This is a genomic window from Pseudobacteriovorax antillogorgiicola (assembly GCF_900177345.1).
Lineage (GTDB): Bacteria > Bdellovibrionota_B > Oligoflexia > Oligoflexales > Oligoflexaceae > Pseudobacteriovorax > Pseudobacteriovorax antillogorgiicola.
On sequence record NZ_FWZT01000003.1, the window covers coordinates 117239 to 129862 of the forward strand.

Here is a 12624-nt window from a genome sequence, read left to right on the forward strand (position 1 = left end):
ACGATTACCTCATAAATGTTTTTATTCCTTAGTGACGTAGCATCCAGTTTCCAGACTCATGACAAAGAAACTCACCAATGCGAATACGAACGTCTTGCTCTTAGGTTACAGTGAACTCAAGATCTCGGAAAGATAATATTGCCCCAAACCGTGACCTACCGACTACAGGGATCTTCAGGCAGCTGCCTTTGAGGAGCTAATCTGATTCATAAGGTCGTCCTCGATCACATTGAAGAGCTTGGCGTGAACGGATGACAAATCTTCTAAGTGACCGGACTTCCATGAGTTCCAAGTCGCCAGATCCACTGTTTGAGTACCAAAATGTGCTAGCTTGGCGAGCATCTCGTCGATGGTTTCCGAAAGAGGCACAATGAGCTGTGAAACTGGAAGCTCTGGGCAGGCTTTTCGAGCCTCAGCCAGAATATGATTCAGGTAATCTTGGTCCTGAAAACTCTCCTCCAATCTTGCAATTGGCACCTGGCTCATTTCACCTGCTTTTTGATGACTTTCGAACTCGGACTGGTTGCCACGCATATCATCATCATCAAATAGAAAGTTATTAAGTCCTTGATGAAGGTAAAACCGATCAATTGCCAAAACCGCACCATAGTCCTTCGAATATGCCACTGATCCTAAGTAAGGTATCTTTCTTTGTAACTCCTCCATCGGGAAGAAAAACAGATCAAAGGTTCCCAGCAGCTCATCAACTCCGATTGCAACAGGGGTTCCACCGAGGTCCAACGCGAGATAGCACTGTTTCTCAAACATCGCTGTGGAATGATCGATGTCTTTCAAATGAAGTAAGGTATAGATATCACCGTTATCCGTTTCTAAAGCGCCCATATCAACGCGACTGCGATCGGGGTAGTAGCAATCGACGATACACGCCTTCGACAGGCTATAGACTTGCTGACCATAGCGGAATAATACCGCTTCCTCTTCAAAGAAGGCAATGGGGATATTGATCTCAAATCGAGTATATTGGTCGACTTCTGAGTCAAAGTACACGCTACCACCGGCGTTTTCCACCTGCGATCGCACCACATCCATACCGACTCCGCGCCCGGAAAGATCTGTGACGGTGTCATTCGATGAAAATCCTGGATGAAAAATTAAAGCCTGTCGCTCATAAAAATTCAGCTGTTCTAATTCGGTTTGGCTGATGACCCCTTTCTCAACCGCCCGAGCTGCAATCTGATTGCCATGCAAACCCTTACCGTCTTCTTCAAAAGTGACCACGATCCTGCCACTTCGTTGCTCAACTGCGATACGAACCGCACCTGTTTCTGGTTTGCCCTTCTCAAGCCGATCTTCTGGCATTTCGATACCGTGATCAATGGCATTGCGACAGAGGTGAGTCATGCAATCCGAGAGGATTTGAAACCAAGTGATATCAATGTTAACTTCGCTCATACCAGATACTTTGGTACACACCTTCTTCCGCAATCGGTTGGCTAGATCAACGAGAAGGCTTTCTGATTTGGTCGCAAGCGGCGCTAGGCTAACCTGCCGGCTGGATTGGAGAGTGACAATGGATTGTTCAAGGAGCTGCAAAACCTGGTGCCGGTGGCCCGACCGCCTATCAGTTAGGGTAAAAAGAGCCTGACAAAGGTTGCTAGTCAAGCTATCCAAATCCTGTTCTCGGATGCCATAGGTGTGCTGCTTGCGATTGCCTTGATCTCTTTTATTCGAACTTAAGTCCGCCTTCTCAACGAAATCCAATAAACCGCGATAGTTGGTCCGATTTTTGGGCTTTCCTTTCGGAGAGTAGGCCTGATGCTCTTTATCATAAAGCCTCAGAAAAGCTTGATGATAGAAGGCCAAAGCCCGGAGTTGGGATTGAAAGGCTTCAGCTTTTAAAATATCGGGACCCATCACTTCAACCAGTGTTCGAAGACAGTTCAAAAATGGGACAAGAGTTTGATAGGTTCCAGAGTTAAATTCCTGCTTTTGATCACGAATGGCACAGAAGATGTCTTCGATGGAATGAATGAACTTTGATGTCTTCTTGAGCTTGAATTGAGCTGTTGTCCCTTTTAAGGTGTGTAGGATTCTCATAGCCAGATTGAGATCCTCTGTCGATGGATAATGGTCCTTTTCAAAGAACATCATTTGGAGGTCTTTAATTAAGTCGTAGACTTCTGACTGAAAGTTCTGAAGCATCTCCTCATACTGCTCACCTAAAAACTCACGATGTAACTCTAGTTCTTGCAAGTCCTTTATCATTATCAGCCTAAACTCCCCACCCAAAAGGATCTAAAAAATGCCGAAACCCGCTAATTTCTTGCCGTGATTGCCATCACTATCATCGTCTTCATCGGCATCAGTAAGGGGGTCACCTAAAACGCGAAGCTGCTCATCGAACGTGATTTCCATCGCTGAATTCAAGCCAACGGCTAAGCGCTTTTGAAGGCTCAACAATTTGTCGCGATCCAGGCTTTGATTTGACTCTAGATGCAAGAGGACTAGCTCCGTTTGACCTTTCAGAAACGTGAGGACATTGACAAGCTTATATAGAAATTCTGATTCACCCTGATCTTCAGTGCTATTCATTCCGGCTAGCCTAGCAGCAATATTGGTGAGAGCTACGTGGGTATCAGAAAAATCACCTTCCAGCACCTTCACAGTTTCTGTAAGATTCCGCGAGAACTTTAGAGCCTGCTTCATCTTCGAAACAACATCTTCAGTTTGAAATGGCTTTTCTAAAAAATCATAGGCTCCTTGACGAATCGCTTCAATGGTGTGTTCCTTCTCTGCGAACGCTGTGAGAAATACGAAGGGTTTCTGATAGCCTAGACGCCGTGCTGCCTGGAGAAATTCAACACCACCCATATGCGGCATCTTAATATCAGATATAACAAGCTCCACTTTATCGAGGTGAGCTTGGAGGCTCGCCAGCGCAGCCTTCCCGTTGTCTGCTTCAATAGCCTGTTCCTCTATCTCCGAAACTAATAGGTTCAGGATTTGCCTGATACCAGCTTCGTCGTCCACCAGTAAAATCATAAGAACCTCCAGACTTGTTCAGTGGTCACTTTGGATCTTGTTTAAGTTACTTTGTGGTATGATGGTCAAGACCTTACGTGGACATACCAGCTAAACGGTTGAGGACCAACTATGAATCGACAATTCATAGAAAACTTTCGATCACGACTGAAAGAGCGATCAGAACCGACAATCCAATGGATTGCAGGTGGCGAAGAGAATGTGCTCAGTGCGAGTGCCTTGTGGAATGTAAGCCTGAGGCGAAGACACGACTGGCGAAGTCAAGGTGTTCCTGCTGGAGCTCTCATTGCCTGCACAGGAAGTAGCCATGAGAGAATTATTGACTTTTTTGCAGCCCTCAATGGCGGCTTCGCTCTTGCTTTCACCGAAAATCTTGATCCTGAGGGGCTAGCCAGTCTTCACCGTCTTTCAAAGCGGCAGATCTGGATAAATTCTAACGGTCAGCTCCAAGGGACAACGCACTCAGAAGTATCCTTAGACTCCGCCAGTATTGAAAGAATCTGGCTTCAAACTAGTGGTACCAGTGGTACCAAGAAGTGGGTTGGTTACAACGATCACGGCATTCTTCATCAGCTTCAGAGTCACGAGGGATTCTTCAGCGAACAACGGGGTGCCCTGAGGCTATCTTTGCTGCCAAACACCCATGCATTCGGATTGATTCTTGATCAGTTACTTGGGCTATGGATCGGTCAGTCGCTATTCCTTCTTGCTCATAAAAGCCTTGGAATTCGAAATCTATATCAGTTCATGAGCATCGGCCAAGAATTTGTTTCAGCTATGGTTCCCAGGCAACTTGAAATTTTTTTGCATTCTTTAGAGGCTCAGCAGCAACGTTTTGATATCACTATTCACACGGGAGGAGCGCCCCTTCGTGAGTCCTTGCTAGCAAAGGCCAGTGAGCTGGGCGTTCGCATCATTGAAGGTTACGGCCTAACTGAATTAGGCCCAGGAGTGACGATGCTGGGGGAGCCCGTAGGCTGCAAAGTTCGCGTTGATTCCACTGATAGGGGGGACATTGGCGAGATCTTAGTATGCAGCCCATCTCTTGGAACTATGGACCCCAGTCAACAACGATTTAAAGAAGGATATCTTGCCACTGGAGACCTTGGAAAATGGCTGACTAATGGCAAACTGAAAGTAGTTGGTCGCAAAGGCAACTTGATCAAGAATAGCCATGGGAAGTGGATAACTTTAGCCAGCCTGGAAGAAAGAATCATAACTAGGTTCAAGCTCAGAGAGTGTGCAATATTTCGTAAATCCAATGGGTGTTTTCAAGCATCTGTCCTTAAAAAAGATCCTAATGATATCATGAAGGTAAATATGCTCCGCAAACATCTGGAGCAATCGCTCAGCAGCCAGGTGAGCATTCATATCCACCAAAGCCTAGATGAGCTTTTCGTGGAGTCACAGCTTAAAAAAGCAAAGTCCATTCGCGACGCTCTACAAGCTTGGGTTATGAAGGAGTTCTAAAGCTTGGCTCCCGGCAATCCGAACGGCAGCTCATTGATAGAAATCATGGTAAAGAGGATTCCCGATGGATGTTTCAGATCTCAAGAAAAGCATTCGTAACTTTCAAAAGCTCGAAGGCCCGAAGATTACGGCTGACAAGGTGCGTACCCTCTTTGATTCAAACGACTTCAAGACGACTTATGCCGAACTGATGACCGAAGTTCCCAAAGAGCTTCATCGCGATCTGATGGAGTTTGCCGCGGAAGGTATTGATAAGATCACCAATTCTGTAGAGAATGTGGATGACACTGATGAAATACAGTACATGATTGCGATCAACTATATGTTACTGAAATGCGAATGGACTCTAATGAACTGTCAATTAAACTATAAAATCATGGCGACGGGTGAAGATCCGGATCAAATTGATATGTTTAAGGCCTCAATCATTACAGCTCTCCTCGCTCAGGTTGAGCCCTATCTTAACGACCAGGCAACTCAGGAAATTACCACCATATTGAATTCACGAATCCGTGAGATGGTGGAAGCGGCTTAACAGGTCACCCTTCTCAGGGAGGTTCCAATTCTGCCATTGGATTAAACTCAATGCAGGAGGCACTGCTCGACCCGACTTCTGAACCCCTCCGCGCAGAGCTATAAAGCTAGCCCCACGGAAGACATCTCGCGCAAGAGCCATCAGTTCATCAAGGTGAACAAGCATGGTCATACCCGCCGGGACTAAATCCTGATTGTGACTTTCGCTAGAAAAACTCGCTTGAATCGACCTTGGAGTTTGGGTTCTAACTTTTTGATAAAGACTTGATAGAAGTTGGTGCAAGCCCTTTAGATGGTCGTGACCATTCCAAAGATTATCGGCGAGGCCTGTTTCGTTGCCATCCATCATTAAAAGGACCTGACGATCTAAAAGCTCACAGAGCTTGGCAACAATATCGATAGCTAAGTCAGAGCCTGTTGCCAAACCTGATGCATAGAATAGGCCTCCATGCCAAGGGCTATCACCATCATGGGGTATGATCGGGTTGTCCGCTACCGCTAGTGCTTCCGAAACCGCTTTACACTTTGCAAATTCCAAAAGATCGTAGCAATTACCAAGAATTTGAGGGCTACATCGGATGGAATACTTGCTTTGAACCTTTGTTTGCTTGGACTCAATCAGTAGCGTTTCTCGCCAATTCTGAAGTGCCTGGGCGAGCTGAGAAGCGGCAAAGCAATTCCCCTTTAGGTGAGAGTTAATTTCGAACCCAAGGCCTTGAAAGTGTTCCTCGGGGCTGTCTAGGACGAGAGCATTGATGGCTGTAATCTCGGCAGCACGAAACCAGAGCTGCTCGACAATTTGTAGCTGGAGCACCAACCAAGACGCCATCATAGCATTTGTATTGACTAGGCCAATAACATCTCTAGGCCCGCGAATTTCATGGGAAAATAGCGGTACCAAAGCGTGAGCCATCGGAATGAGATCACCACTCGCACCCAGGCTGCCGTATCGTGGCACCAGGGGAAGGCTCTCCTCATTGCTTAATGCAAGCAAATCACTAATAGTTTCAGGGTGAATGCCGGATACTCCACGAGATGCTTTAAAAGCTTGAAGCCTAAGACCAAGTCGAACAACGGGAACCGGTAAAGGCGAACCAACACCAACTTGCAGGTAATGAAGAAGATCACGTTGCCAGAACTCAAACTCTCCCGCGTTCCTCGCATCTTTCACATTGTGGCCATAACTCGTGTGCAAGCCATAACAGGGTTTATCAGTCTGACCTGCAATCCTGACTAATGTCTCGTAACTTGCCAAACAATGAGATAAGCGTTCCTTGCTTATATTGCACGGGAGATCACGTGAAAAATGGCTGATAGATTCAATACAAACATCAGCTTGGCCAAGATCATCAATGTCGAGATAAGCACTCATGATTCTATTTTTCCTCAGTAAACTGGAGTTCCTTGGAACTAATTATAGCACACTTCTTAAGGGTCGCATTCGTAAAGGGTGATTCTACCTATCAAACTTTGTTGTTTCGATCCGAAGGGTTCATCACTAATAACGAAATCAACGAAGGATATTTAATATGAGTTCAACCCTTTCGAAACTACAGCAGGTTGTTTCCAACGAGGCGCCGCAAGGCAATACTGCCCCTGCTCCAGCCGGTGATGCTGATGACCTAGTCGCTAGCCTAGAAGAACAGCTCAATGATTTTTACTCAGACCAGGCATTCGCAGCAGAGCACTTTCCAAATCAGTCCATGCGATCGGTTTTAGAGTGGGCTGTCAGTGCCAAGGAGAAGCTCGCTCAAGCAAAGGCAAGTGGAACTGTTGAAGACTTTTCCTTCGTACCAGGCAACGTGATGAGCAGTCTTCCACAGATGGATCAAGCCACAGCCGATGGCCTCGACTTTGGTCTTGTTGAAGTCGATGATCAGGGCGTTATCAAGATCTACAATCAATACGAATGCCAACTTGCTGGAATACAACCTGGCACAACTATCGGCAAGAACTTTTTCACCGATGTCGCTCCCTGCACCAATAACAAACTTTTCTTGGGACGTTTTAAAAATGGTGTTCAAGCAAACAGCCTAGAAGTGGCATTCAACTACACCTTCACCTATAAAATGAGACCGACTGCGGTCGCCATTGCCATGTACCGGGAGCCAGCTAGCAATCGTAACTTTGTGTTTGTTAAGAAGCGTTAGAAGAAGGCCACTCAAGGCCTTCCCCCCACCCCCTTGTCAGTCCGACCGAACTATTACGGAGAGTCATTAAACTTTGTTAGACTATGTGCTACGTTTTTACTGTCAAATTCGCAAAAATTACTCGCTCTATAATATTGTTTTTATTGATCTTATCAACACATCTCACCTCTTTCGACAGGGCCTCCGATAGGTTATTAGACGACCAGTATGCAACGAGGTAATTTATGCTCACGAGAAGCATGCTAGGGTGCTTGCTGATTAGCATCACCTTAACATCCTGCGGAGTTAAGGCTCATCTCATAGGGGAACTAAATGAGTCTTCACGTCCCGCTACAAACGATGATGATAGCACTCCTGAAGCGACTGCCATCAACGAACCTATAAGTGTTGGAGGCGCCTTTCTCAGCTGTGGTGTTTCTCCTGATGAGGCGTACCAAAAGTATCTGAATGAATCTACAATTGCCGTGGTCGCCTGCCAAATCGCGGAAGACGATGGCCAGGCCATGAGCCTTCCCGAAGGGATTAATATTGATTTTTCCACCTATAATCCCAATGGTGACCTTGTTATGGTTGAGCAGCTCGAACGAATCGAAGACCAGGGGAGCATTTGGATCTTAGCAATGACAACCTTTAGCCGACCCTGGCTAATGCTAGCTAAGCTTGGTAATAACCAGGAGTTTGAAACAGAAATCGACATGGGTGACTATACACCGCCGCAGCAGGCTATCAGCGAACTCGAAGCTGCAAATGCTGATGAGGCTCTGCGCCTTGGTCCAGAGCTACTGATGAACGGTAGCTTCTCAGAGCCACAGGTGATTAACCCTCAATTTACTGATGGATCGACTGGCTGGAGCCACTACGACCCTTCCGTTGTCATCGGCTGGCAGGCTGAGTGGAATAACTCGACATGCAATAACCCAGTCCGAGTTGAAGTCCAAAGAAACAATATCGGCCAGCAGTGGCTAGATTTAGCAGGATCTTGTGCTGTGGGCACAACCCCACCTGCTGGTGGCTCAAACCTCAAGCTAACACAATCGATCGCAACAACAGCTGGAAGCAGTTATAGGCTCAGCTTTCGCTACTTGATGCGCAACTCTAATGCAATCGACTTTCGCATCGAGGTAAACGACGAGGCTTTATTTGATTCCAACGTGAACCAAGTTACCCCCCGTTCGTGGCAGTCTGTCGAGTTAGATTTTGTGGCTCAGACCGATCAAACCACATTTTCTGTGATGGAAATTGGTAGGGACCCTTTATCAGGAACATTGTTTGATTCGATTTCAGTCAAGGAAATTAGCCGAAGACTAATTCCATAACTAGGCCACATGAGGTGGCCTTTAACAACCCTCAATATATGTATGCCGTCACGCCCACAGTATAACCAGATAGATCGATTCCATTGTAGTCTTGAACTCGATATCCAGCAAAAACCCCGAACTGCTGAATGTGATAGACAAGCTTGGCATCAAGCTCATTGATGTTGTAATAATCATTGATGTTGCTACGAATGAAGTCGACTTCAATGCCGAGCTGCTGACCTGGGAAAAGGCTCAGACCAGCTCCATAGGCGAGACCGACGTGACCATCAACGATATGAGCCCCTAAATGCCATTGAAACTCGATCTGTGGGAGTCGAACCCGATTTGAGCTAAGCATCAAACGGGAGCTGTTAAGTGACTCGCCACTCTGATCCTTGATCACATGATGTTGCAAGCCTAGGCTCAGCCGCTTACTAGGACGGATTTCCCCTTGGAACCCAAGGCTTGACTCTCCGCCATGACTTTCCACCACTCCCAAACTTACTTGCGATTGGATACCAACCCCCGAATCACTGCCTAGTTGGTAGCGACCATGAGCCTCACTATAGGGATAGGGAGCCAAGGCAGTGTCATAGGCGTCTTCAGGCCCTATAAATAGCATATAGGCTCCATATCCGACAGCGGCGACTCCATAGAAAAAAAGAGTCGCCGACGCACTATCATCATCGTGGTCATGGTGGTGACCATGATCATGGTGGTGGCTTTCCACAACCACAGTAGTTTGCTTTTTGGGCTGGGATTGGGATCTCTTTTCTGTCTTATCTAGATCCTTTTTAACTGCGCCTATAGATCCAGCGAGGCTCGTGCTCGCGACACATAAACTCATCAGGGCAGCCATTGGTTTCAAAACGTTTGTCATCATCTAAAAGCTCCTTTTTTCTCTCAGTAGGCTAAGAGCAAAAAGGAGGCCGGAGATGATAACGTATTTTCAGACACTTACAAGCAAAGCCAGGCCATTGATCCGCTTCACCTGTGCTCTTTGAGACTCGCATGGCGTCCAGAAAACGCGCTCTCCCTGGCCAATAACGACTTTTTGGCCTCTTAAGACAGACGTTCTAGCTCCTGAATTTGATGATAGATATGAATGAACTTGTCCTTGAGCTGGCGGCTTCGTTGATTGGGCTTTAACTTGTCGTACTGGTTGATAGCTTCTTTTGTCTGCTCACTGAGGCCGCGGTGCTTCCCATGATGTAAGTTTTGCTTTAGAAGCAAGAGATTCTTTTTGAGAGCTTTACTTTCTGGATCTCGGTGTCGCCCCATAAGATTGATCATTTTTTGAACGGCTCGACCCATTTCTTTATTTTGCATAGATTTACCTCTTTCATGTTGTTCACCACGAGAAAGTTCGGAACAAAGAAAGCCATGGTTTAGCAATTTTTAGCGGTGAAGTTGGTACCGCTGAGAACGTCGTAAGCAGGACTAGGAATTTGGGCAATTTATGCTATGATGGGAACCTAATTTGGCCATTTTAAACCTCCCGAAAATAAGCTTATCATCCTCTCCTAAGGTGTTTTATGGACGTCAACAAGCTCTTTGAAACCATGGATCGGATCTTTAACCATAGCCAGGAATCTTTTGGAATAGCGTACATCAAACGAGTGGCCCAAAAGGTTTCAAAAGAACTCGATATCAAGTACGTTCTGATCGGTCGCCCCAAACATGATTCGCCAGATATCATCAAAACGGATATTTGTATTAGCGGGGGTGAACTGCAAGACAATATCGAATACCACCTCGATGGCACTCCTTGTAAGCAAGTCCTCACAGGTCAAAGGGTATGCATTCATCCCAAGAAGGCCGCTGAGCTTTTCCCTGATGATATTCTCCTCGAAAAGATGTCTGTCAAATCCTATGCGGGAGCGCCTATGATTGATTGGGCAGGGCAGATTATGGGCCTTGTTGTATTGCTTGATATAAAGCCTATGAGTGATCCAAGCGTTTTATCGGTATTTACTGAATTCCTAGCTGGCCGGGTCGCAGTTGAATACGAGCGGGAACTCAGTGAAACGACCTTACGGAATATCAATGAACAATTAGCCCTAAAAGTCGATGAGCAAACTCAAAAGCTGAAAATGGAAAAAAAGCGACTTGAATCTGTGAATAGCGAGCTGCAAGTCATTTCAGAAGAGCTGCAACTGAGTAAGAAACGAGAAACCCAAGCCGCTCGCATTAGCGGTATGGCTGAGATGTCGAACCTTACCCTTCACACCATCGGGAATTCGATCAATTCTATCACCATCGAGAATGAAATGTCGGAAGCTATTCAGTTGGACTTTCAGCGGATTGGACAAGCACTGGAAAGCCTTGAAGAAAACTTCGTGCAACTGATGAAGCAAGGTCGCCAAGACGAAGTTCAAGCAGGAATTCGCAAGATTGCTAAGATACAAAGTGATGTGGTCAATCGGATGAGTCTCCATCGATCTCGTATGAGCAACTCAATCGACTTGGTCAAGAAATCTTTGGTCTATCAATCAAGATACTCCAACCAGCAAGAACCTAGCACTCATCAAATAAACCTGGCTTCGATTGTTGATGACGCCTTGAACTCTCTCAAACCTCGACTGGATCAAGCTGGTATCCAAGTGTCGACTGAGCTGCCAGACCATATTTTTGTAGTTGGCGAGGAACACAAATTTTTTCACGCGTTGCTAACATTGCTCAACAATTCTATCGATGCAATTCATGAAGCAAAAAAATCGTCGAAAACGATCCTGATCCAATTATCCGAAGATAGCCAATGGACCTACATTAACATTGTCGACTCTGGCCTTGGTATCGCGGATGAGAACATTGACAAGATTTTCAATTTTGGCTTCACCACAAAGGACCATGGCACCGGAGTCGGTCTTCATGATGTATCAACCTATATAAGTCAAATTGGTGGTAAAGTGACCCTAAAAAATATTGGCAGAGATCAAGGTGCCATTGCATCCCTCATTCTCCCCAAGGTCCATGGCCTAAACGTTATGGAGGGTCAAGCAGGAAGTGGGTGACCTGTTGGAAATCCATTTGAACCAGATTTGCCTTTAAAGTCATTTGGCCTCTTTTTTGCTTAAGATGTTCGTAGTCAAACATTGTAGAGGTAGAAAGATGACACATTCAGCGGCCCTTCCCCCAGCAAAACAAATCAAACGAGCGATCATCAATGAACTTGGTCAACGAACCTTACGATCACACCCTTGGCAAGCCTTGCTGTATCTGCCAATAGTTGGAGGAATTGCCACAATAACCGCTGTCGTTATCCAAAATGACTTTGTATGGCAGCTCAATCTCGCGCTTTCGGTTCTGCTCGCGATGTTTTATGGGGCAGCCGTATTCTTGGCTCATGAGGCCATGCATGGCAGCATTGTTCGCAATGCCATTGGTCAGGAAATTATGGGTTACTTGGGATTTACACTGTTTCTTGTGTCACCCCATCTCTGGAGAGTTTGGCATAACAAGAATCATCACGGCCATACCAATCAGGGTAACAGAGATCCAGACAGCTTTGGTACCATCGATCGCTACGAACGAGTCCGCTCTACCCGTTTTGTGACCCAGCTTGCACCTGGAGGGCGATCCTGGTTAAGTTACCTCTTCCTATTTTATTGGTTTACATTTCACGGTCAGGTGGTTCTTTGGATTCAGAGTAAATTTCTCCATGATTTCAAGGGTACGAATCGAAAGCGAGCCTTTGTCGATACCAGCCTCATGCTAGCCTTTTGGGTGGCTCTTGGTCTCTCTGCTGGCGCTTACAAGAGTATTTTTGTAATCCTCATTCCAATGGTTCTAGGCAACTTCACAATCATGTCCTACATTGCCACCAATCACTTCTTGATGCCTCAAGACCCACACCCACTAAAGAATTCTATGGGCATTAACACCTCGCGCTTTTTCGATATCATTCACTTCAACTTCAGCCACCACATCGAACACCATCTTTTCCCTAGCGTAAACTGGAGTCAGTTTCCTAAAATTCGTCGTTGGCTACAGAAGAATTACCCCGAAGACTATACTGCTCCATCCCATGGCCAGGCCCTGCGCTTGCTCTACTCAACTCCAAGGATCTACCGCGATCCTGAAGTACTATGTGATCCTGAAGGGCACTATCAGGATATTCCTATCGCCAGTTTAAGGCCCACTCTGCGGTAGTGGGCTTTGCCCCGGAA

11 protein-coding genes are annotated in these 12624 nt (G+C 46.2%); 6 read left to right on the top strand and 5 right to left on the bottom strand.

Annotated elements, in window-relative coordinates; genetic code table 11:
* Positions 1-174 precede the first annotated feature (174 nt).
* Positions 175-2226: a chemotaxis protein CheA gene (locus tag B9N89_RS05015; protein ID WP_132316205.1), complete on the bottom strand. Its 2052-nt coding sequence runs from the start codon at positions 2224-2226 to the stop codon at positions 175-177.
* A gap of 30 nt (positions 2227-2256) precedes the next feature.
* Positions 2257-3003 (bottom strand): response regulator, encoded by a 747-nt coding sequence (locus B9N89_RS05020; RefSeq protein WP_132316203.1) that lies wholly within the window; start codon positions 3001-3003, stop codon positions 2257-2259.
* Positions 3004-3114: 111 nt separating this feature from the next.
* On the opposite strand from B9N89_RS05020, the gene B9N89_RS05025 reads away from it, so the two are divergent.
* A complete protein-coding gene (locus tag B9N89_RS05025; protein WP_132316201.1) occupies positions 3115-4473 on the top strand; it encodes an AMP-binding protein in 1359 nt (452 codons plus the stop codon).
* Positions 4474-4537: 64 nt separating this feature from the next.
* Positions 4538-5008 (top strand): hypothetical protein, encoded by a 471-nt coding sequence (locus tag B9N89_RS05030; RefSeq protein WP_132316199.1) that lies wholly within the window; start codon positions 4538-4540, stop codon positions 5006-5008.
* On the opposite strand, the gene B9N89_RS05035 is transcribed toward B9N89_RS05030, so the two are convergent.
* Positions 4976-6379, bottom strand: coding sequence for an aromatic amino acid lyase (locus B9N89_RS05035; RefSeq protein WP_132316197.1), 1404 nt, complete (start codon positions 6377-6379; stop codon positions 4976-4978). The genes B9N89_RS05030 and B9N89_RS05035 overlap by 33 nt on opposite strands.
* A gap of 157 nt (positions 6380-6536) precedes the next feature.
* Between B9N89_RS05035 and B9N89_RS05040 the strand changes: the two genes are divergently transcribed.
* A complete protein-coding gene (locus B9N89_RS05040; protein WP_200820668.1) occupies positions 6537-7157 on the top strand; it encodes a PAS domain-containing protein in 621 nt (206 codons plus the stop codon).
* A 224-nt stretch (positions 7158-7381) separates the two neighbouring features.
* A complete protein-coding gene (locus B9N89_RS05045; protein WP_132316195.1) occupies positions 7382-8473 on the top strand; it encodes a hypothetical protein in 1092 nt (363 codons plus the stop codon).
* Between the two features lie 31 nt (positions 8474-8504).
* On the opposite strand, the gene B9N89_RS05050 is transcribed toward B9N89_RS05045, so the two are convergent.
* Positions 8505-9338 carry a hypothetical protein gene (locus B9N89_RS05050; protein WP_132316193.1) on the bottom strand — a complete coding sequence of 278 codons (834 nt, stop codon included), beginning with the start codon at positions 9336-9338 and terminating at the stop codon, positions 8505-8507.
* A gap of 179 nt (positions 9339-9517) precedes the next feature.
* The gene (locus B9N89_RS05055; RefSeq protein ID WP_132316191.1) at positions 9518-9784 is read right to left on the bottom strand and encodes a hypothetical protein; all 267 of its coding nucleotides are present in this window, start codon (positions 9782-9784) and stop codon (positions 9518-9520) included.
* 206 nt (positions 9785-9990) lie between these two features.
* Here B9N89_RS05055 and B9N89_RS05060 point away from each other — a divergent pair, with 206 nt between their 5' ends.
* Entirely contained in the window at positions 9991-11469 is a 1479-nt protein-coding gene (locus B9N89_RS05060; RefSeq protein ID WP_132316189.1) for a GAF domain-containing sensor histidine kinase, read from the top strand.
* A 97-nt stretch (positions 11470-11566) separates the two neighbouring features.
* On the top strand, positions 11567-12607 hold the full coding sequence (locus B9N89_RS05065) for a fatty acid desaturase family protein (RefSeq protein ID WP_159455153.1): 1041 nt from the start codon (positions 11567-11569) through the stop codon (positions 12605-12607).
* Positions 12608-12624: the final 17 nt, after the last annotated feature.

What these genes read in the sequence shown, in the direction of transcription:
- B9N89_RS05050 (WP_132316193.1), bottom strand. Translation starts at nt 9,338, where the DNA reads ATGATGACAAACGTTTTGAAACCAATGGCTGCCCTGATGAGTTTATGT.
- B9N89_RS05055 (WP_132316191.1), bottom strand. Translation starts at nt 9,784, where the DNA reads ATGCAAAATAAAGAAATGGGTCGAGCCGTTCAAAAAATGATCAATCTT.
- B9N89_RS05015 (WP_132316205.1), bottom strand. Translation starts at nt 2,226, where the DNA reads ATGATAAAGGACTTGCAAGAACTAGAGTTACATCGTGAGTTTTTAGGT.
- B9N89_RS05045 (WP_132316195.1), top strand. Translation starts at nt 7,382, where the DNA reads ATGCTCACGAGAAGCATGCTAGGGTGCTTGCTGATTAGCATCACCTTA.
- B9N89_RS05060 (WP_132316189.1), top strand. Translation starts at nt 9,991, where the DNA reads ATGGACGTCAACAAGCTCTTTGAAACCATGGATCGGATCTTTAACCAT.
- B9N89_RS05065 (WP_159455153.1), top strand. Translation starts at nt 11,567, where the DNA reads ATGACACATTCAGCGGCCCTTCCCCCAGCAAAACAAATCAAACGAGCG.
- B9N89_RS05025 (WP_132316201.1), top strand. Translation starts at nt 3,115, where the DNA reads ATGAATCGACAATTCATAGAAAACTTTCGATCACGACTGAAAGAGCGA.
- B9N89_RS05030 (WP_132316199.1), top strand. Translation starts at nt 4,538, where the DNA reads ATGGATGTTTCAGATCTCAAGAAAAGCATTCGTAACTTTCAAAAGCTC.
- B9N89_RS05035 (WP_132316197.1), bottom strand. Translation starts at nt 6,379, where the DNA reads ATGAGTGCTTATCTCGACATTGATGATCTTGGCCAAGCTGATGTTTGT.
- B9N89_RS05040 (WP_200820668.1), top strand. Translation starts at nt 6,537, where the DNA reads ATGAGTTCAACCCTTTCGAAACTACAGCAGGTTGTTTCCAACGAGGCG.
- B9N89_RS05020 (WP_132316203.1), bottom strand. Translation starts at nt 3,003, where the DNA reads ATGATTTTACTGGTGGACGACGAAGCTGGTATCAGGCAAATCCTGAAC.